At 39.1% G+C, this 22398-nt stretch carries 16 protein-coding genes and 1 tRNA gene; 10 read left to right on the top strand and 7 right to left on the bottom strand.

Going from position 1 to position 22398, the window contains the following annotated elements; translation table 11 throughout:
* Nucleotides 1-853: 853 nt before the first annotated feature.
* Nucleotides 854-930, top strand: a tRNA-Ala gene (locus L2567_RS19135).
* 5 nt (nt 931-935) lie between these two features.
* On the opposite strand, the gene L2567_RS19130 is transcribed toward L2567_RS19135, so the two are convergent.
* Nucleotides 936-3518: a carboxylesterase family protein gene (locus tag L2567_RS19130; protein WP_235299464.1), complete on the bottom strand. Its 2583-nt coding sequence runs from the start codon at nt 3516-3518 to the stop codon at nt 936-938.
* A gap of 141 nt (nt 3519-3659) precedes the next feature.
* Here L2567_RS19130 and L2567_RS19125 point away from each other — a divergent pair, with 141 nt between their 5' ends.
* The 4 genes from L2567_RS19125 to L2567_RS19110 all read left to right on the top strand — a co-directional run bounded on the left by L2567_RS19125 (nt 3660) and on the right by L2567_RS19110 (nt 11032).
* Nucleotides 3660-5348, top strand: a complete 1689-nt coding sequence (locus tag L2567_RS19125; protein ID WP_235299463.1) for a CehA/McbA family metallohydrolase — start codon at nt 3660-3662, stop codon at nt 5346-5348.
* A 123-nt stretch (nt 5349-5471) separates the two neighbouring features.
* A complete protein-coding gene (locus tag L2567_RS19120; RefSeq protein ID WP_235299462.1) occupies nt 5472-8441 on the top strand; it encodes a sensor histidine kinase in 2970 nt (989 codons plus the stop codon).
* On the top strand, nt 8431-9189 hold the full coding sequence (locus L2567_RS19115; protein ID WP_235299461.1) for a LytR/AlgR family response regulator transcription factor: 759 nt from the start codon (nt 8431-8433) through the stop codon (nt 9187-9189). Before L2567_RS19120 ends, L2567_RS19115 begins: the two co-directional genes overlap by 11 nt.
* A 91-nt stretch (nt 9190-9280) precedes the next feature.
* Nucleotides 9281-11032, top strand: coding sequence for an FG-GAP repeat protein (locus L2567_RS19110; protein WP_235299460.1), 1752 nt, complete (start codon nt 9281-9283; stop codon nt 11030-11032).
* Here the strand turns inward: L2567_RS19110 and L2567_RS19105 are convergent, their stop codons facing one another.
* The gene (locus L2567_RS19105; RefSeq protein ID WP_235299459.1) at nt 11033-12094 is read right to left on the bottom strand and encodes a pyridoxal-phosphate dependent enzyme; all 1062 of its coding nucleotides are present in this window, start codon (nt 12092-12094) and stop codon (nt 11033-11035) included.
* Nucleotides 12095-12342: 248 nt separating this feature from the next.
* Between L2567_RS19105 and L2567_RS19100 the strand changes: the two genes are divergently transcribed.
* Nucleotides 12343-13410 (top strand): DUF1611 domain-containing protein, encoded by a 1068-nt coding sequence (locus tag L2567_RS19100; protein ID WP_235299458.1) that lies wholly within the window; start codon nt 12343-12345, stop codon nt 13408-13410.
* The gene (locus L2567_RS19095) at nt 13407-14489 is read left to right on the top strand and encodes a mandelate racemase/muconate lactonizing enzyme family protein (RefSeq protein WP_235299457.1); all 1083 of its coding nucleotides are present in this window, start codon (nt 13407-13409) and stop codon (nt 14487-14489) included. The genes L2567_RS19100 and L2567_RS19095 overlap by 4 nt, the downstream gene beginning before the upstream one ends.
* A 34-nt stretch (nt 14490-14523) precedes the next feature.
* On the opposite strand, the gene L2567_RS19090 is transcribed toward L2567_RS19095, so the two are convergent.
* Nucleotides 14524-15711 carry a cation:proton antiporter gene (locus L2567_RS19090; RefSeq protein ID WP_235299456.1) on the bottom strand — a complete coding sequence of 396 codons (1188 nt, stop codon included), beginning with the start codon at nt 15709-15711 and terminating at the stop codon, nt 14524-14526.
* Between the two features lie 100 nt (nt 15712-15811).
* On the bottom strand, nt 15812-16864 hold the full coding sequence (locus L2567_RS19085; protein ID WP_235299455.1) for a zinc-binding metallopeptidase family protein: 1053 nt from the start codon (nt 16862-16864) through the stop codon (nt 15812-15814).
* Between the two features lie 299 nt (nt 16865-17163).
* Here L2567_RS19085 and L2567_RS19080 point away from each other — a divergent pair, with 299 nt between their 5' ends.
* The gene (locus tag L2567_RS19080) at nt 17164-17703 is read left to right on the top strand and encodes a DUF1697 domain-containing protein (RefSeq protein WP_235299454.1); all 540 of its coding nucleotides are present in this window, start codon (nt 17164-17166) and stop codon (nt 17701-17703) included.
* Nucleotides 17704-17934: 231 nt separating this feature from the next.
* Here L2567_RS19080 and L2567_RS19075 read toward each other — a convergent pair whose 3' ends face one another.
* Nucleotides 17935-18414, bottom strand: a complete 480-nt coding sequence (locus L2567_RS19075; RefSeq protein ID WP_235299453.1) for a DUF697 domain-containing protein — start codon at nt 18412-18414, stop codon at nt 17935-17937.
* Nucleotides 18415-18457: 43 nt separating this feature from the next.
* Here L2567_RS19075 and L2567_RS19070 point away from each other — a divergent pair, with 43 nt between their 5' ends.
* Entirely contained in the window at nt 18458-19453 is a 996-nt protein-coding gene (locus L2567_RS19070; protein WP_235299452.1) for a sensor histidine kinase, read from the top strand.
* A complete protein-coding gene (locus L2567_RS19065; protein ID WP_235299451.1) occupies nt 19446-20084 on the top strand; it encodes a response regulator in 639 nt (212 codons plus the stop codon). The genes L2567_RS19070 and L2567_RS19065 overlap by 8 nt, the downstream gene beginning before the upstream one ends.
* Before the next feature lie 55 nt (nt 20085-20139).
* On the opposite strand, the gene L2567_RS19060 is transcribed toward L2567_RS19065, so the two are convergent.
* Together L2567_RS19060 and L2567_RS19055 are read right to left on the bottom strand one after the other, a co-directional pair.
* Nucleotides 20140-20298: a hypothetical protein gene (locus L2567_RS19060; RefSeq protein ID WP_235299450.1), complete on the bottom strand. Its 159-nt coding sequence runs from the start codon at nt 20296-20298 to the stop codon at nt 20140-20142.
* Nucleotides 20299-20562: 264 nt separating this feature from the next.
* Nucleotides 20563-22398, bottom strand: coding sequence for a DUF6923 family protein (locus L2567_RS19055; protein ID WP_235299449.1), 1836 nt, complete (start codon nt 22396-22398; stop codon nt 20563-20565).

Genomic DNA, 22398 nt, shown 5'->3' with positions numbered 1-22398 from the left:
GTAAACATGGTAATCTAAAGTCGATTTTGGAATACGAACCTTCTGTGCAAACTCCTTCCTACTCATTCCTGAAGCTTGAAACTGTCGATATAATTTTTCACTGTCTATTGCCATTACTATTTTTAATTGCAAATTCTCTATTCCTAGCTAAATAGACAAGATGGGGTTAGTGGGATGGATACTTTTAAAGTATTTGAATGAGCTCTATCAGAATTTATAAATATAGATACAAAAATGACGTTCCTCAATCGAAACACATAAAATACCGGTGCAAAAACAAATACAAAATCTTAACGAGCATCAAAGTTTGTTATTAAATTATCTGATTCATCAATGGAAAAGTTGATTCATAGTGAGTTAAAAATAATTTAACATAATTTGGACATTTAGATTAATTCTCGCGCAGATTATTAAGTACAGCATTGATATTGTAGCCATCCGTATTTACTATAAATGACTTTAAAAGAGATCTGAGACTCCCATATGCCCCCAATCGATCAATGGTTTTTCAAGCATCCCCCCTTAAGCATAACTTTGTATTAAATGAACTGTTTTAAATTATGCTGACTTCATAGATCAAAGTGCATTATTGTGCTACAGAACTCCTGAACTTAAAACTTTTGTAAGCAAGAGTAATTTACAAAACTATATCTTTCTCTCCTTCACCCAATTATATGTAAGTTAACCATAAGTTTTTTTCTTAGATAATGAGTTCACTTTGGTTGAAGAAAAAATTTGTCATAAAACCTTTTAAGAAATACGAGTTCAAAATACTATCTTGTTGCCTGAAATGTTTTACACTAAATGTTAGAAAAAGTTCTAGAATAACATAAACGATTGATAGATAACACTTGGGGGATTAGCTCAGTTGGCTAGAGCGTTTGACTGGCAGTCAAAAGGTCGCAGGTTCGATTCCTGTATCCTCCACCATTTACTCACCTCCATTCGAATTCTCCATTTTCCACAGACCAATCGTTGCCAAAAAAGCCCGCAGCTTTTACCGCATTGATGCCCTCCTCAAGAACAGATTCATCAAACAGCACAAAATCCGGAAAGGAGGTACCATTGACCAGATAATGATTAGGAAAAGCCGCTTTCATACCAGCTAATCCAGTAGTGGTGACGACACCTACAGATGCTACATCGCTGTCCGGCCGCGGATAAATGAAGTAACTGGCCCAACCAGGTCCAAGTAAAACACTGCCATTGACAGAAACCTTGTCATTACTGAACTGCACAGGGCAATCATATAATAGTAGTTCCCATGCGCTATTGTTGTCCTTATTGCCATATAACACTACATTTCGATCTATATAGGCCTCCGGTGAAAAGTCTGTATCCGCAATTACTTCGACATAGCCATTGGCACGGTAAGAAAATGTTTCCGCATCAAACATGGCTTTCATCTGATTCCATTCGTGTTCAGTTTTGCTTCCCTTTGTTCCATAGACCATCACAAAATCATTGTTGAATGCGTCTTTAAAACCTCCATATCTATGCGGGCCCTTTTGAGATAAATCGGGTGTATTCACGACATTCCATATGGTATCCTTTAGTTGAAGGTGTAGTGCTTTTTTTCCATTCAGATCAATGCGTTGTCCATCAACTAAAATATGCTCAGGGTTGTTTTTGAAATTAGAAAAATCAAGCGAGGCGCTTTCTGTATTGGTGAATTCAAGCGCATAGGTCTCATTTATTGACCAATTGAAACTACTGATTTCCAGTGGCTTGACCTGTTGTGTAATCGAAATATGATGTGACGAAGCAGAAATGCCTGGAGAAGCAGTTAAAAATTGCAGATTCTTAATTTCATCATCTTCCGGAATTGCTCTTTGTTTGAAAAAATCGAAGATCGGCGGCCAGTCGACACTATGATCACCATACCAGTGGGTGCCTTCCGGATACTCGTAGTAAACAAAATCGTTGTGAAAACCTCCAAGATGTTGGCGCATATCTCTGGCAATGAAAGTTGGCACCACATTATCTTTCTCACCATGCAAAATATAGACTCCGTGATGCAAATAATTTTTGCTAAATGTCAATGTTCTGGATGGGTGGCCTCCCTTTTTTACCATTTTGTCCATTGGCGATAAGGTCATGGGAGCATTCATCTCCTTAACCATTTCAGGGGTCATGCCGAATCTTTCCAGTTCAGTGGCACTCATGTTGGATAATCTGCGCACAAAACTTTTACGATATTCGAGTAAATCCGGATATCCTGCACATGGAGCGATGGCTGCAAAGTGATCCGGATAAGTGGCACTGAGATACCAGGTTCCATGCCCACCCATCGAATGACCAGTCAAATAGATGCGCTGTGGATCAGGCTGATAAATGCTCTTCGCATCCGCTAGTACTTCCAATGCATCCATTCTGCCCCAATCCTCCCAGGCAAAGCCAAAAGGTCGGCGATTAGTAGGAGCCACAAGTGTACCCCAGTCTTTTCTTTTGTATGCCCGTGCTTGATTTGTGGCCTCAACCGAAGCACCATGGACAGATAGAAACAATGCCTGGGTAGAAGAATCTTTGTTCAGAGAAGGTGCAACGCTGTAATATTGAACACTTCGATCAATATTACTGACAAAAGTCTTTTTATGATGTTCATATTTTGATTTGACATTTAGGGTGACTGTAGTTGAAGCAAGCTTTTGAGCATTATCATCCACTAATGTGAGGTCTATGTCAATGGTATCCTGGGTCATCCCGGAAATGGAAGGAGTCTCGAACGGAATCTTGGTCACTGATAAGGGAGCTAGGCTGATGACTTCAGATTCATTTTTCTTTTGACCAAGCACAGCAATAATGATTGGTGTATCAATAAAGGATTCACTGGCGTTGACCACTCTGATGGCGCCGTAATATCGCGCATTATCCTCACTTGAAACATCAGGAAGTGTCATATCTCTGGAAGTGAAGAGTAGGGGAGAACTTGGCTCAATAAGTCTGGCTCTTACCCTTGGAAACCTACCAATTTTGAGGACAAAGGTGTTTTGACCTTTTCGCAATTTAATGGGAATTAAGGAATAACCGAAGTCATAGTGGTCTCCTTCATGGGGATAACCGTTGATTAGGGCAATAGAATGACCAGATGCTTCAAAAAGTACCACTTTTTCCTCCGGCGATGGATAGGTCAGATATACATAAGCGGATCTCAAACTTCTTTGGCTAAAAGTCCCCGTGCTGTCAACTACGATTGGCTTCCAGGTGACAGGACGACCTTGACTGTCAATATCAAAAACGTCACTAGGTAGAGGTTGGTAATCGGGATGATTCAGGAATTGATTGAAGATTGGTTCGATGGGAAAATCAATGGGGGCATTAAAACCCTGATTAATTGAAACAGCTAAACCATCCTGGAAAACGTGAATCAGTTGACCTTCACTGATTTCATTTACTTTTTCTTTTCCAAAGTATTCGACGATATTGCCCTGTCGGTTCTGAGTTCGAGCTGACTGAAGAGCTAATACCATGAAGGAGATCGTGACTAATATGAATCTAATTGAATTGAATAATTTCATGATTGAGTATTTGACGAGAACTTCTGATGAATGGCTAAAAATAGATCATTTAAGGAGATGTGTTGGTTCGCTGATGAAAAAAACTGCTATATTGACAGAGCTAGTATTGGAATACCCCTTTAAACGAAATCAACTTCATCAATGGTCAAACCCTTATCATTAAGCATTACGAGCTGGATAATCATTCTGTTTTCTTTACCTAGTCTTTATGGCCAGAACAGTGAATTACAACTTAGTATTCTCGATTTGACCACTGGATTAGAGACGCCAGCACGTGTTGAAATAAAAGACAAAGCAAATAACTTTTACATCGCAGAAGATGCGCTCCCGGCAGGAGGTGATTGCGATATGAGTGACATTGGTGCCCAATTGACCGATCTCGAATCCGCATTACCTCTATTTAACAAGGAAATATTTAACCCTTATTTTAATTCAATTCAGTTCTATTCTGATGGTTCCTCTTTTATTTCAGAATTGCCAGACACCATTTACCTCACGATCATGAAAGGTTCCGAGTATCAAATTGCGATGGACACCTTATTTCTGAAGTCAGGATCAGTCAGCAATCATACCATCCGATTAGAAAGGTGGGTCAATATGCGAGAGGATCAATGGTATAGTTCGGATCTTCATTTACACATTCCACGGCCCACTGAAGAATTGAATCCATATATTTCGAAAATGATGCAAGCAGAAGACATACATGTGGGCAATTTGCTACAGTCAGGAAAAGTAAAAAACTTCAAAATGGCAGAACAATATGCATTTGGTAAAAGAAGTGTCTATGAAGAGAATGGGTATCTTTTAGCGGCGGGTCAGGAAAATCCAAGAACCCATGTTTTTGGACATACCATTACATTGGGGTCTGAAGTTCCAGTCTTTAATGAAGAAAAATACCTGGTGTATCGATTAATTTGGGAGCAAACAACTACTCATGGTGGACTGAACGGATTTGCACATGCCTGGCAAGATGAACCTGATGGCCCTTCTCCACAAAATGGAATGGCCCTTGTATTACCTCACGACCTCATGCATTTTATTGAAGTTTTACAGTTTAATCGGGCAGGATATAATGCCTGGTATGATGTACTTAATCTGGGCTTTGAAGTTGCTCCGACTGCTGGTTCTGACTATCCTTGCGCCGATCAAAGTATACCAGGTCACGAACGATTTTATACCCATGTTTCGGGAGAATTTAATTATGAAAACTGGCTGGAATCTATAGAATTAGGTAAAACATTCGTGACTACAGGTCCCGTACTGCAGTTTACCATAAATGATCAACAGTTGGGCAGTAAGTTGGAGCTTACCAACAGAGACTCCATTACGATTTCAGGCATGGTTAAGTTTGATCCTCATGCCGATAATATTAAATTTCTGGAAATTGTCAATAACGGGCAGGTGATCAAAAAGATTTCAAGAACGGACCATTCTGATTCTCTGGTCTTTAAGTTTAAACACCACATCGAGCATACCGGTTGGTTTGCTTTACGAGGATATGGAGATAAGCGATTTGAAAACGTATTTAACCAACCCATCCATTTTAATTTTTTAAAAGCTAGTACCAATTTTCATTCTGCCCCTATTTATGTCAATGTTGCAGGGAGCAAGAATCCTGAAACAAAACGGGTTGCCCATGCTTACCTTGCTAGAATTCATGATATCAGAAATCAACTAGATCTTAGAAATCTGGAATACCTTGCGGACCAGATTATGAATCCCTTTGATGGGGTCCCAAGGGAAGTGCTCATTAAAAGTAGAACATCATTGCTTAAAGAATTAGAACATGCTGAAGGCTATTTCGAGGATTTGATCCTTGGAAGGGAATAGGTCGGCTGAAGTTGACGCCGTTTACTTTATCATATTCCCATTGCTTCATTGCAAAGTACAAATCACTCATCTTCTCCTATATTTACGGAGATATATACCATATTACGAAATAAATTAGGGTGAATGAATAATTCTTCGCCTTTGAAGACATTTACACTGAAAGTCCTTTTATACATATCAATTTATCTCAGTACAGCACTTTTCACTGCATCAAACGCTCAATATGATTTCATCAGCTATGATTACACGAGTGGTCTTCCACTTGTAGAGGTAAATGTCATTGCTGAAGATAGTATGGGATTCATTTGGTTAGGGGGACCTGAAGGCCTGGTTCGTTTTGATGGTTCAAATTTTACACACTTTAGAAAAGGAAACGATCATTTATCATTGGCGGGCACTGCGGTTATGGACATTGAGATCACGCCTTCAGGTAATGTCTTTGTTCTTCATCAGGACAATGGTGTTAGTCTTTATAATCACGAAACAAATACTTTTAGGCGACGAAATTATGAACCTGAAGATGGTGATAAATTCCCTAAACAAGTTTTATATAAATCGCTGATCGTAAATGATTCTTTAGCTTACCTTTCATCTTACAATGAGGGTTTATATGTTTTGAATCTCAATACTTTTGTTTCCAGGCGACTACCAGTAAAGCTTTCTCCTAAAGATATGATTAAGGTGCCTGGTGAGAATAATCAATTGTATTTAGTCGATGAAGGTGTATTTCAGTTCAACACAGATACTTATGAAATAAATAGCTTAACGGAAGTGGGCTTCTACGGTCTTCAATGGTTGGACGGTGATTTATGGTTTAGTGATTATAGCCAATACCTGTATCGATATCATCCTGATAACAAAGACTTGGTTCAATACGCATCAACCATCAAGGGTGTCATTAGGGGATGGGAAAGGATTGGTGAAAATTTATGGCTGGCCATGTATTATGGTTTGGAAATCATCGATGCCAAAACAGGGGAAGTAGTTAAGATTCTTACCGCAGGTCCTGGTAAACAAAATCTGAACGGCAATTTTATTTATGACATTTTCAAAGATTCAAAGCAAAGAGTCTGGGTTTCCACAGATGGTGGACTCAATCTGTATGATCCCCACCAAGTTTCGGTTCAGAAAGCTGAAATGCTAAAACAACAAACCAGTTCTCTACATGAGCTAAATTCTGGTGCACTGCTTTCCCTGGACTTTTATAATCATACTGTCGTTTTGCATCCTCAAGACCAACCATCCTTTTCTTTAGCATTGCCAAAAGAGCTGCGAAACCCAATCAAAGTAATTGAACAAGAAAATGATCTCATCATAGTGTGCTATAACGGTATTGGTCGATTAGATCTGAAAAATCAAATGATTTCATATCTAGAAATACCTTTTAATAATGAGTTCAGAAAAGGCCTCTATGACTACACCATAGTTGAGGATCGGCATTTCGCAATGTATAGGCCTCAGCAACAATTCATTACCTGGAACAGTTCCAGTGATCAACAAGACACCTTCGAACTTCAAACAGTTCCGTTGTCCATTTTTGCAGACACAGAATATTTGTGGATTTATGGTGAAAACTCACTCGACAGATACGATATTATAAATGAAATAGTACATAGCTTTTCTCTCCTAGAAGGCACATTATCTAAAACACTGGGCAAAATCGTTGGAATTCAAAGATCAGGAAAGCACTACTGGATTTCTTCCGAGAAAAATGGATTATTCAAAGCGAGGCAAGTGGATGGTGAGTTTATTTTAGATAGGAATTATGGTATTGAAGAAGGTCTTGGTTACAGCTTGATAAGACAAATCGTAAAGGATTCTTATGAAGGTATATTGGTCTTGAGTAGAGATGGCATTTATCATTATAATGCAGAATTAGATCGTTTTTTAAGAATTGATCCTAAATATACTTTGAATCATCAAAAGATTGAATCCATTGAACTGGTTGACGAGCACTTATACCTTTTGGGATTTCAAAACTACAAGATTGACCTAAACTTTAATTATAAAAACCGAGAAGTACCGAAAGTTTATTTACATGAATTGTTGGTTAACAATCATAGAGTTGACCTTAGCCTAAAAGAAGAATTGATGTTTTCTCACAAGAACAACAACATTGAAATCAGATACAATACCATTTATTTTTCTGAGCCTTCCGCAGTTTCTATTCGTTATCGGTTAAAAGATGATCAACCATGGATGTATGTTTCTAACAGTAGTGAGCCTTTATTTTTAACATCACTTTCACCTGGTAATTATAGTTTTACTATGCAAAGTACTGTCGGATATATTCCGTGGAAAGACGAGATTTATTTGAAGTTCATGATTAAAAATCCATACTGGAAATCATGGTGGTTTTTCGTACTGGCATTGGCTATGCTTTTTTTTATTTTGTATATATTCTTTCAATATAGGATCCGTCAGGTCAGAAAACTTAACGACCTTAAGATAAAACTTGCCGAATTAGAGAGCGAAACTTTGAGAGCCCAGATGAATCCGCATTTTATTTTTAATTCTATGAATTCCATTAAGTCTTACATCATTAAGAATGATAAAGAAAATGCTGCAGACTACCTCACCATTTTTTCAGAACTGATCAGATCTGTATTGCGAAACAGCATGATGAAGGAGATATCGCTTTCTGATGAATTGGAAGCGCTTGAACTCTATATGCGTCTGGAAAATATTAGACTTAAAGATAAATTTACATATTGTATTGAAATAGGTGAGGATTTGAATCCAAACCAAGTGGCATTTCCACCGCTCATAATCCAGCCATTTGTAGAAAATAGCATTTGGCATGGCTTTATTAACAAAGTAGGTAAAGGGCATTTAAGAATTAAGGTCAGTCGTGAAGCAAATGTTATTCATGTTATGGTGAAAGATGATGGTATTGGAAGGATAGCCAGCAGAAAAATTGAAAATGTAAGAAAGCGAAAAAGGTCATTTGGAATATCAATCACTGAAACAAGATTACAAAACATTATGCAAAATTGTCACATTGATATTGAAGACTTAGAAGCAGAAAATGGAGGGACAGGAACGATAGTTAGAATGTCCTTACCTTTCAAAAAGATAACAAATGGAAAGTAAACTAACGGCCATCGCAGTCGATGATGAAGAGCACTGTCTAGAAACTTTGCGTTGGGAACTTGAAAGAAGTTGTCCACAAGTAGACCTGGTAGCCACAGCTTCTGATGAATTAGAGGCTAGACGTCTTATTAAGCGTAACCATTTCGATTTGTTATTTATGGACATCCATCTACAGTCTGCTTCTGGAATCGAGATGGTAAAAGAACTCCAGCCTTTGGATGGGGATGTTATTTTCGTTACCGCCTATGATCAATATGCACTTCAGGCTTTTGAAGCCGAAGCCACAAACTATCTTTTAAAGCCAATAAGCAGAGATCAACTTCGAAGAACGATAGAAAGAATTGAATTGCAGAGGCAAAGGCAAGCGAAAGCATCCGCAGAGATGATCGTTAATGCCATGTCTAAGCTATCAATAAATAAAAGGAGGATACCGATCAATGTGCATGCTTCCATAGAGTTCGTTGATCCCTCTGAAATCGTTTACGTGAAAGGTGATAGCAATTATTCCACTTTGTATTTCACTTCTGGGGAAAAACTTATTGTGAGTAAAACTTTAGGTACAGTTGAGGAATTGCTTGCCGATTATGCATTTTACAGGACACATAAATCATACTTGGCCAATCTTCAGCATGTCATCAGGTACGTTAAAACCAATGGAGGCTATCTTGAAATGAAGGGTGGTCACAATGTGGCAGTTAGTCGAGCGAAGAAGACCAATATACAGGAGATCTTTAAGTCGCATCAATAATTACACCATTTACTCATTCTATACTACCATTGCCTCAATGTTCATGGTCTGGTCATGAGATTAATCAGATATTTCATTAAAATCTGTATTTATGAAGCACTTAATAACAACACTATTGCTCATATCGCTGAATACCGTGGACGCGCAGAAGGTAGGTATCAACACCACTGATCCTCAGGCGAACTTTGATGTTCGAGCAGACCAAGAAACAGAGCAAGCAACCATACGCCTGGCTAATTCTTTAAATTCCATGTTCTTAGAATTCTCTAGTGGTGGAACTTCCTCCCCTAATCCATCGATCTTATTTCCATCATCTCAAAGCCTCCTTTTCGGTTCTGATGCGAATACTTTTACAGAGAGGATGCGTATTGGTGCAAATGGTAAAGTTGGAATAGGAGTAGTCAACCCTCAAGCCAATCTGGACCTATTAGGTGGTAATTGGGATTTAGCTGGCGGAAGCCAAGGGGATTTAAAAATTGGCAACGGACTCAACAACTTGCGAATAGGAGTTTCTACCGGTGGTAGTGGAGCAGGAGACACAAGAATTTATTCCTCTAACAATCTATTTTTGGGTGCCAATGGAGGCTTTCAGGTTTGGTTAGATAAGAGTGGTAATACTGGATTTGGCGCATCTAATCCCAGTCAAAAAGTACAGGTCAATGGAAAGATTAAAATTGGAGATGATGCAACTGCTCCATCCGCAGGCACCATCAGATTCAATACCTCAACTAAATCTTTCGAGGGCTATGATGGTGGGAAGTGGATTAATTTTGGGGGTAGTGGTGGAACAGGGGGGGCTTCCGCAGTGAGGCTGCCTGATAATAATTTCTCGCCCAGCGACTTGTTAACATCTTTTAGTAAGCTCAAAAGTATGGTCGCGGCGGGCCCTTTCCTAGCATTGAAATTTTTGATTGATGATGTTGGAAGCACTGATTATGCTTTTATTGTCCTGTACGAAGATATTGGTTCTGGCCAATGGCAGAGAAGGCTAACTTTGCAGTCGGAAGTTGCAGGATTTTCACCAAGTCTCGGAGACGATATGGCTTTATCAACAAATAGACTTCTTATTGGAGCTTACGAAGAAAGTAAAGCTTTAGAATACATTCCTTCTGGAGGATCTATGTGGACGCTAGGTCACACCTATAGTTCACCAAATGGCAGTACCAGTGATCGATTCGGTTTTTCAGTAGACCTTGACGGTGATCAGACCATTATAGGAGCTCCATTGGCCACTGAAAATACAGTTCAATCAGGAGCAGCATATATATTCAATGACATGAAAGCTTTACAAGCCAGACTGACCGGTCCGGCGCCAGCGTTTGGTCACCAATTTGGTAAAAGTGTAGCCATAAACACTACCAGAGCCATTGTCGGGGCACCTACAGATGAATCTGCTACGGTTTTTAACAAAGTCGGTAATTTTTGGTCTACCAATACTACTTTTAGAAATCAAAATCCGGGGTCAACCTTTGAATATGGAAGGAAAGTCGATATCCAAGGTGTAGACTTTATATATATCAGTGACTTAGATAGAAATATTGAATCATATGCAGTTGAAGATAGCTTTTGGGAATTGAAAGAAGTGATTTCTGCGACAGACCCCGATGAAGTTATTTTTGACTTTGAGAATGAAGGCAGCCAAACACTGCTAACGCTAAACATAGAGTCGCTTGCGAGTGAACCGGACTACATTAGGCTTTTCTCCAGAGCTGCAGACAATACATTTTCCGCCAGCGACATCATAATTGACGGTTTCGGGACCCTGAAAATGCTTTCTGTTTCTGCTTCAAGAATCTACTACGGCTCAGAAAACGGCGTTTTTTTTATCGATCTCAAAAAATAATTAATCTCGTGCTGTCAATATGGCTACAAATCGATCAGGTTCCAATGCATTTTCTTCATTGGCCTTTAGTAAACCAATCAAACCAGCAGTGGAGGCAGGTAAAATCTTTGAGCCTTCAGTTTTAAGTAGGAGTTGGCTCATTTCTCTCATTTCCTTGTCAGTGATATTATACGCAAACCCATTGGACTCATAAAGCGCTTGCAAAGCTTCCTCACCGTCGAAACTATGCCAATTTATTAGAGGTTCGTTCACGGAGGTCTCCTTAATCTTTGCAGGATTGAGATCTGCACAGTGGTTTAATCTTTTCTTAAAGGATTGTATGATTGGGTTTTTATTGGTGGAAGAAGCCGCGATCATTTGAGGAATCCTGGAGGTCTTTCCTCGTTTGTAAAGATTACTAAATCCTCTAAAAATGCCAGCGAACAAGGTGCCATTAGAAACGGGAACTGCGCATATCTTCGGAGCGTCTCTCATTTCGTCATAAATTTCATAGGCTATTTGGGCATAAGCATTGATTTGGATGACTGTGTTGTCTCCTCCTGGATTGGCGTCGTACCATTCATTTTCTGCTGCAATGAGCGAACTTTTTTCGACGACCTCCTCATAACTACCAGGAATTCTTCGAATTTCCGCTCCTAATTCCTGCATTTCATTGATCCTTTCCGTATGATAGCGTTCAGGTATAAAGATGACACACTCAATATGCGCTAATTGGGCAGCTAAAGCAACGGCCACTCCATAGTTTCCGCAAGTGGCCAATACGATCTTACTGAAACCTCGACGGATGGCATCATAAACTTGTGCAAAGGCAATTCGATCTTTTTGGGTACCGGTGGGATTGTGCCCCTCAAATTTAATGTAGATTTGGCGAAAATTAAATTGGCGCTCAAGTGATCTGGCTCTGGAGAGAGAGGTGTCACCTACTTCGAGGTTGATGATGTCTTCGTAAAAATCAAGACCTTTATATTCATCAGTTCTTTGGTCAAGAATATATTGGCTAAGTACGGAAGCTTCTTTACCCACGCGATTTTGTGCTGATTTTACGTTATCTCTCAGGTTCATTGGTTCGAAATTAATCTTTTTTTCTATAGTATTTTCAGGGCGTGGATTTTTTGATGATTTTTAGTTTGCTTAGTGCAAAGCACAATGGGCTGAGTGCAGGACTAGTTGGATATATCTCGAGTATTTTATGTAACTCGGAAGTATCTAATATAATATCAGCGATTAAAAATTCCTTAATTTGTATCATAATTATTGGTTAACTCGCATGCAAATAAAAACACACCTTAACAATTGAAATAAGAAATAACATGTCAAAAAAAATAAGTGGTAAGGCCATCGTCTATTGCGATGGTGCCTTTAATACGCCGGAAGGAAAAACAGCTCATGGTCTCGTCAGATTCACAGATCGATATGAAGTCATGGGAATCATCGACGAAAGGCATGCAGGTAAGGATGCAGGAATGGTACTAGACGGAAAACACAAAGGCATCCCTGTCTTCGAAAGTTTTGAAAAAGCTTTAGAACAAAATCGCGATAAAGGGGTCCAATATTTTGTGATTGGTTTGGCACCAGACGGTGGAAGGCTGCCTAAAGAAGCATTGGAAGTAATTAAGAATGCAATCAAAGCTGGGTTGAATATCGATAGCGGTCTTCATGATTTTATATGCAACAATTCAGAAATTTCCAAGTTAGCTGAGGACCGAGGTGTTAAAATCCGAGATGTTAGAAAAACTCCAGACCGGGATCAACTGCATTTTTTTACTGGAGAGATAGAGAAAGTGACCGCACTTAAATTGGCGGTATTAGGCACTGATTCAGCAATTGGAAAAAGAACCACTGCCTGGTTAATCGTTCATGGATTGAGGTCCAGAAATAAGTCTGCTGAGATGATCGGCACAGGTCAGACGGCCTGGATGCAGGGCGCAGAATTTTCCATGATTATGGACAGTTGTATTAACGACTTCGTATCGGGAGAAATTGAACATGCGGTGGTCAGTGCATATAAGGCCAAAAAACCGGACGTCATTGTTATCGAAGGGCAGGGAAGTCTGATGAATCCTGCGTATCCAGGAGGATTTGAAATTTTAGCAGCCGGGAGACCTGATTATGTCATCTTGCAACATGCTCCCATGAGAAAAGAATATGACGGCTTTCCGGGTTATAGGCTCCATTCGCTGCCTGAACAAATCCACGCAATTCAGACCATTTCTGGCAAGGAAGTTATAGCCATTACTGTGAATCATGAAGGAATAGAACCTGAGCAAATTGAAGCCGCGTGCCGCAGCATTGAAGAAGAAGTCAATCTTCCGGCATTTGACGTTCTGGCTCATGGAGCAGAAGGCTTGGTGGACCTGATTATTAAAAATTACCTATGATCATTGAGAAAGTAGAGTTTGCAGAGTTGCATCTCATGATGAGAAAACCTTACACCATCGCTTATGAAACCATTTCTGAAGCGACCAATTTCATCCTGAGAATCACCACCGTTAATGGTCTTCAAGGATATGGCTGTGCAGCGCCCGATTTAATTATTACTGGTGAGAATCCTGAAGATGTCAAATCTAATATTGAAAACATGCTCATTCCCTACCTGGAAGGTAAAAATCCGTTTATGAGAGAACAGCTCATGAATGAGATGAGGATGATGACACCTGGGTGTAAATCAACCCTGGCTATGGTGGACATTGCGCTTTATGATCTCTTGGCAAGAAGGGCTAAACTCCCTCTCTATATGTTGCTTGGTGGAAATCGAAAAAGCATTCCCACCTGTGTGACCATCGGAATTATGACTGTTGATGAAACACTGAGAGAAGCTAGAGAGATTCTCCAACAGGGATTTAATATTTTGAAAATCAAGGGGGGCATTAGTGTGGACATGGATATCGAACGCATTATTAAGATTAGAGAGCACTTTGGTCAACAAATCATTTTGAGATTCGATGGAAATCAAGGTTACTCTGCAGATGATACGATTAAATTCATTAAGGAATTACATCCATATGGCGTTGAAATCCTGGAACAACCCATGGGTTTGAATTCCGAAATTCCCCATATATTGCAAGGCCCCATGACAAAAGTTCCAATCATGGCTGACGAAAGCCTGAAACACCTTGGCGATGCCTTTCGCATTGCTAAAAACCAAGCCATCGACATGGTGAACATAAAGATTCAAAAAGTAGGTGGATTAGAACAGGCTTTACACATCAATAGTGTTGCAAAGGCCGCAGGTAATGAGGTGATGGTGGGCTGCATGGATGAGTGTAAACTAGGCATAGCCAGTGGTTTGCACTTTGCCCTTAGTCGTCCAAATGTTCAATATGCAGACCTTGATGCTCATTTGGATTTTGTGAATGACCCCTTCAAAGGACTATTTAAAATCGAAAAGGGCGTAATGTATCCTTATTTGCAGAGTGGTTTGGGTGAGATCAATGAAGAAGTTTTGGACCGCTTTTAAGTGTTTCATTTTGAAATCACGACCGATTTCTTAATTACTCTAGCTGAAATTTATCTCCCCTATAAAATACCCTTAACACAAATTCTGTCAGGGCAACCCAAAAAGGACTGATAATCATGGTCATACTGATTAAACTAATGGTAAATTTATAACCATAGGATTGTAAAATTCCCAGATTAAACGCTGATAAACTGATTAGGAAACTCAGCTCTCCAATTTGACCTAAAAGTGAACCACCAACTATGGCCTCCCTCCAGGAATCTCCGAATAATCTAAGGACGACCGAATTAATCACATGGTTGGTCAGATAAACCAGGACCAACATGAAAAGTATCTCTCTAATATTTTCCCAGATGAATGAAAAATCAATCTGAAGCCCAATACCAATGAAGAAAAAGGCAACAAATATGACGCGAAGTGAGTGCAAAACATCATGAATCCAATCCGTTGAACGACCAGCGTGCATTATCATGCCACCTATGAAAGCTCCCAGGGCAGCTGACAGTCCAAACAATGAGGTCATCAATGCACAACCGAAACAGCTTAAGATGGCAACGAAAACCTGCAATTCATGGTCTTCTTCCAGACCATTACTAAAGGGCAGTTTGATTTCGCGCTTAAAATAGATGTAGGCTAAAATAAAAGTGATAAACACTCCTCCAGCAATCATGAGCACCATACTGGAGATTGAGGGAGTGTCACCCCCCAGAAAAGAAGTGACGATCAATAGTGGCACAATAATAATGTCCTGTGTGAGCAATATGCTTAACACATCCTGTCCCACTTTGGTGTCCAGTATACCTTTGTCGGCCAATAATTTAATGACAATCGCAGAACTACTCAATGAGATGACAAATCCCAGAATCACACTTCTGGATAAGCTCCATTCAAACCAATATCCCATGGCAATAACCAATAGAACGCTAAGCGAAACTTGCATCATTGTTCCCAAAATGGCCACCTTCCACTTGTTGACCAGATCAGGCAAATTGATTTCCATCCCTATAAAGAACATCAGTAGGATAATTCCCAATTCTCCTAGATTGTGAACCAAGTCACCATCCTGAATAAGTCCCGTTCTGCCCAAGATTATACCAATGATAATATACCCAATGATGAATGGTTGCTTCGCTTTTTTTAATACGAAGCTGACCATGATCACAAAGATGGTAACTACAGCAATGAGTGCTACCAAAGGGTCGAATGATGCCAGATAAAACATGGGACGAAAATAGGTTAAATTAATCTATAAATGTGACAAATAAGATTTACAACCTTGATTCAAAATTAATGATTCTGATGAATTTTACAACATCGAGAGCTTAACCACTGGTAGTCATAATCTTATGGACAAATCTCAATTTTTCAACTACGGATGGGTTGAAAACGAAGGGGTAAAGGTCAGGCTGTCCCATACTTCGATTAATACTATTAACAGCAAAAGCAAGAGGAGCGCTTGCTTCGATAATACGATCGAAATTGTCCTGGTAATATGGATTAAACCCCGCTTGCATGTTCATGGTTGAAACCTTTTGTAAATTGGGATTTAGACTCAAACCAAAAGCATATGCTGTTTCCAATGTGTCTATCAGGTGAAAATAGTGTGCCCAAGTTTCAGCCCAGTCTTCCCATGAATGCATGGTCGCATACTCACTAATATAATTAGATTCCCAGTGATCCGGAGCCCCTTGATCGTAATAACGCTGTAATGCTTGCCCATAATCTTCCCGCTCATCTCCAAAAAGCTTCCGATATTGTTCGAGTAATTCAATGTTCCGATATATGAGTTGATCCCAGTAATAGTGGCCCACTTCATGTCGAAGATGGCCAATGAGCGTTCTGTAAGGTTCGTCCATTTTTTTTCGCATGTATTCGCGATGCACAGAATCAGCTTCTTCGATGTTTATAGTGATCACACCATTGGCATGCCCCGTCCTAACTGCCGGCTTTTCAGGATTGCGATCGGTGGGGCTTAAAAAATCAAATGCTAAACCATTTTCGGGATCATCCAACTTGTTTTTTAAAGGTAAATCAAATCTCTGTAAACTATATACCAGTCGATGTTTGGCACTTTCAATTTTTCGCCATTTTTCGAAGTTTTCGTCATCATTCAGATTTGGGATCACTCTGTTTAAGGAACAAGCTTTGCACAATTGTCCTTCATTTTTTTTTGAAATCAACCAATTACATGCGTCCAATTGATGATTGGCACAGTAAACATATTTCACATCCTCACTAGAGAAATCGTTGCTGTTCGATGAAGAAATGACCTCAAATTTAAAATCGAGATATCCCAATTTGCTGCCGCATGTTGTACAGAAGGTATTTTCGAAAAAGAGAGGTTGGTTACAAGCCGTACATTGGAATAGTTTCATGTTTATATGTCAAAGCAAATAGCCCAAATAATTGTTCAATTTAGCTAACTTGGAAGGCATGTGACATCTTCAAAGCATTTTCAGATCGTTCATAGGGCTTACCTCCGCGTTAGTCATTAGAATTATTGCATTAAAATGGTCATATTAAGATTTAGCTTGCATATTAACCTCACATGGTGATAGTAAATAAAGATTGGTTTTCACACCCTTTATTGGTTGTCAATGTGAAAAAGTCCTTTTGATACTTACCAATGTTATACTATCCATTAACTTGCATTATCTTAAAATTTGTGAAACCAATGAAATATATTGCATTGCTTCGAGGAATTAATGTGGGCGGACATCATAAGGTTCCAATGGCGGAACTCAAGAAAACATTGACCTCCATTGGCTTCGATCATCCTGTTACACTTTTAAACTCAGGAAATATTATTTTTGAGAGAGATGAACAGGCACCAGAAGAGCTGGAAGCCATATTAGAGAATGAATTGCAAAGTACTTTTGGTTTTTCGGTTCCCACTATCATCAGAACAGAAGAAACTTTGAGGGAGATGTTGAGAACTAATCCCTTTCAAGAAGTCAAAATGCATAAAAACATCAGACGCTATGTGACATTTCTGAAAAAGAACAAGGAAATCGACTTACAGATACCCTGGTACAGCGATGATCGTACTTTCATGATTGTGAGAAAGGATAAAAGTACGATATTTAGTGTATTAGATGTTTCCCTTTTAAAGACTCCTAAAGCAATGCAAATTTTGGAAGAGTTATCTGATCAAAACATCACCACCCGAAATTGGAATACCATAGAAAAAATAGGAAAAAAGCTTGACTCATAAATGTTTGCTCGATTAGGTTTGCAAGTACATTCATTAAGCTTTTGCCTGATGCTGATCATCTAATAATGTATGGTTGATCAAATCCAATAGTCGAAGGTTCTACCTTCCTGAATGGATACCAAAATACATGATGTTAATTGTGAATCTTCGCGAGCTAAAACAACGCCTACCCAGGGATTCTTGAAAATAAATTCGGTAAAGTCGGACTTTACGCCACACCAATAAAAAGTTTTAATCGGTAAATTCTTCGATACCTTTCATAAAATCATCTGTCAGATTACTTAATGACCAACGGTCACTGCGAAACTGACTTTCTAGATATCCAGCGAATGAATTCAGAGTGATATCATCTAGTGTTCCTCCATTTTTAAAGTGGAGTTCGTATGCTTCTCCAATGATGGTGGTCAAAAATCCTGAAATTGAGGCTCTGATGAGCGAATCTTTTAACATCTTGTCTAACTTGGTTCGGGAGGCTAGATTTTCAAGACCTGTAGCTACTAATTTAGAGATTAGTGACGAAAGCAGAGATGATATGATCATGCTTCTGGTATTATCTACTTCTAAATGATGTTCTTCAGCTAGTCTTTTGACCATATGGTATTGAAAATAAGTCATGGCAGCCACATCCAGAAAAGGAATCGGAAGGGCTGAAATAGCTGAAACTTTTGCAGTGGTATCAGCGATTATTTTTTGCGTATCGGAAATTTCCATTAAGTTTTTATTTCGTAAGTTGCTAGGGTAAATAAATGTTCGAATGAAGGACTTTGTGAGATTCATGAAATTCAATGAAACAGTGCTTTATCAGGTACCTTTTGGCATTTTGACATGCGATCTGAATGGAGACATCATTACCATGAATAAGCTAGCAAAGCAGCTATTATGTCTGGAAAGATCAATTTCGGAATTAGAAGGAAAAACGCTTTCAGAAGTGGTTAATATTGAGAAGTTGATCAATGTGGTCCGCAGGATATTGGAAGGAAAACGCAAATCTTTCAATTTGCAAAGGATTCCCATAGGTAGACTTTTTATCAATATAAGAGGTAAAAAGCTGGAAGATAGAATACTAATCACTTTGCTGGACACCACAGAAAGTGTTAAAGCTATGGATGTTGCTACTCAAAGTATCATTTTAGGACAGGAACAAGAAAGAGCCCGACTTGCGAGGGAATTACATGATGGAATAGGGCCGATGATGTCTTCCATCCGACTACAGATTGACGCGCTCTCAAGTCTGGCTTCCAATGATAAAGTGAAGTTAAGACTGAGTTATATCAATGAGATGATTTCAGAAACCTCAAAGGATATACGGCTGATTTCGCACGATTTAATGCCTCAGAGTTTAAAAGATTTTGGATTAAATACGGCAGTTTCTAATCTGGTTAAGAGATTAAATGACAGAGAGGATCATGCCTTCCAGGCTTACTACTCATATGGAGTGAAAAATGTCATATGGAACCACCAGTTAGAGATTAATCTCTACCGAATCATTCAGGAATTGATCAATAATGCCATAAAATACGCACAGTGTTCTGAAATTCAAATCCAGATTAGAAATTTTGATGATCAGATACAATTGACAGTAGAAGACAATGGCAAAGGTGCTACAGATGAAGAAATGAAATCTGGAATGGGACTGAATAATATTGCTACAAGAGTGAAAACATTGCAAGGAACTCTGGAGGTGGAAACCAGGCCCAATGATGGATTCTCTGTACAAATACTGGTACCTGTAAATGTGAAAAATGATTAGGATCGGAATCGTAGATGACCATAAGATATTCCGGGATGGTGTCGCTTCCATACTTGATGACATAGAGGATCTATCTGTAATATGGAGTACCAGTAATTTTAAAACCACTTTGCAAGCTCTGGAAGAAAATGGAGTGGATGTTATTCTCATGGATATCACATTGGGAGACGAAAGTGGAATCGTTTTGAGCAAAGTCATTTTGGAAAAAGATCCCGACATTAAAATATTGGCCATTTCTATGCATCACGAAGATGATTATATCTTGAAGATATTGGAAGTGGGAGCGAAGGGTTACTTACTAAAAGATGCGGGCAGCGAAGAAATGATAAAAGCCATCAAAACAGTTGCAGGAGGCGATACTTATTACAGCAATGAAGTTTCAAAAATACTGATCAGAAACTTAACCAACAACGGGTTAAGAAAGAAAAGCCCTCCAGTACAATTGACCAGGAGGGAGATTGAAATATTGAAACTGATCGCTGATGAATACTCGAATCCTGAAATTGCAGACAAACTCTTCATCAGCATTAGAACAGTGGATTCACATCGAAGAAATCTTCTGGATAAATTAGATGTTAAAAATACTGCTGGTTTGGTCAAGTTCGCCATTCAGCATGGCTTGATACAATAAAAAAGCCGATACAGATTTTTGGGTTGTATCGGCTGTTCAAATCGCTTAAATAATGCTACTTCTTCTTTGTTTGTGGAATGGTTGATTTAGCCTTCTTAGCATTAGAAGCTAAACCGGTTTGGCCTTTTGCCATTCTATCCGCTTTTTTCTTAGCTGCTGTTTGCTCAGCCACTTTCTTAGCTTGGTTTCTTTTTTCAGATTTTGTCTGTGCCATTTGATTTTAAATTTCTTTGTTAATGTTAATTGTTATTTGAAGATTAAGCACTAAGTTTTATCACTTTGCGCATAATCTTTATTTTTTTGGATTTAGTATTCACACGAATTCGGTTTTCGAGCACCCCTTTCTGTAGCTTACCTCTCTTTTTCAAGAACCTTTTAATCTTTATCATTTCGTTTCAATTCCAACACAAATATCAGCAAGCTTATTCCTTCATGAATCCTGTAAAACACCTATTTTAGACTAGGTATTTCACCTATTTTATGGCTTAATCAGTTTATCAGTCTGCAAGATGGTTTGTCTTTGATCTACGATGGTATAGTAATAAATGCCTTTTTGTAACTTTGATACGTCAACCGCATTCTCACCTTCAAAAATACGTTCGCTACCCACCATTCGGCCGGTTAAATCATACAATTTGAAGGTGTGTTCTGAAGTGCTGTCAAATGGATCATTAAAGTAGATCGTGAGCAAATCTGAAAAAAGAGTGGGTTGCACGGTTATCGACTGATTAATTTTCCTGTGGATGGAGATTACATTGCTATACATAATAGATCCATCGATATCTACTTGCTTCAACCTATAATATGCGATTTTACTGGTAACGACATTGCGATCTATTAACTCATATTTTGTACCAGCGTAGACCTTACCGATGGTCTTAAAATCTAAATTATTCGTACTCTTTTGAATCTCAAAAAAATCATTGTTTAACTCATTTTCCGTAGTCCATGAAAGTAAAACATATTGATCACTTAATTTCCCTGTAAATGATGTAAAGTCTAACGGCACTGTTACAGCCATGTCAATACCAAAATTCACTTCACTAACATCTGATCCAGAGGCGATGGTGACGCCAAGTCTGCCATCTGGTGTTCCGTCATTCCCTACGCCGGCTCCTATATTATCACCGACCCACTCATGACTTGAAGGTAGGTTTTGTGCTGGAGGCGCTTGCCCAATGGTGCCTTGAGAACTGCTGATCTCTACAGTGTAAGTCCCACTAAATAGGCCTAAAAATTGAAAAGTTCCATCAGGCAATATCTCCGAAGATTTATCTACAAGACCACCAATAATCAAATTCGCATACATTTTAGTTGAGCCAGCCTTGTCAGTACCTGTTCCGTTCACAGTACCATCGGTCAACCTGTTTGAGTCAAGATAAAGATGACCTGAAATGGATGGTGGAGCATAACAGCCGGAGGCCGCATCTGCATTTCTGCTTCTAAAGTCAGATACGGTAGAAATTAGCGTAAATGTGCCGGTTGTCGCATTGACATTGTAGATCTGACCAGCTTCAGTGATGGCTCTGATCATCCCGTCTTTATTTTTATACATGCCTAAAACTGGTGAAGTCAAACCCGTTCCAGATGAGGGAGTTATCGGAGTCAAAACTCCAGTAGAAGCATTTATTTTATACAGTCTTTTATTAATAAAGTTATGGCCAAGCAGACTATTGCTGGCTTCATCAAAAATGATATCCGTAATCCGTAGTTCTCCTGTGCAAGATGCACAAGTTAAAGTCTGAGTGGATAGCACTGTGGCACCTGTTGAACTGATTCTAATTATTTGAATCTTATTGGTAAAGCCAGTGGATGCCTGGTTAGTAAAGGAGGTGTTCACATAGTAATTATTGTCAAGATCAAAGGTTCCTGAACCTATGTTGCCACCTGCAGCATCTATTGTTGCTTTGTCATTGGTGTCGAATTTAATGATGGAGCCTGTAACCGATACTTCTTGGAGCTGACAGTTGGAGCCAATTCTATAAAGTCGACCAGATTTACCCGTAGTCAAATTTGGATCATAGCGAGAAACCGCATATAGAAAATTGTCATGTGGATTAAAAGCCAGTCCATTGAGTGATCTGCCCATTTGTGTAGGTGTACATACAGTGGTTCTTGTTCCGGTCGACGTAGTAATTCTACTCAATCGTGAATTAGAATACGAAAGTGTTGTTGGAGTATTATTCTCTGTTTCGGAAGCTATGTAATAACCAAATCCCTGGCTGGAACCACTGCAATTAAAAGGAGTGGGAGATTGAGCATAAGTCCATACACTTAAGAGAATACAGGCCAGTGAAATAAGCAATTTGAACAT

Source organism: Portibacter marinus (assembly GCF_021533195.1).
GTDB classification, from domain to species: Bacteria; Bacteroidota; Bacteroidia; order Chitinophagales; family Saprospiraceae; genus Portibacter; species Portibacter marinus.
Note: the sequence above shows the minus strand (reverse complement) of the source record. Positions and strands in the feature narration are given on the sequence as shown.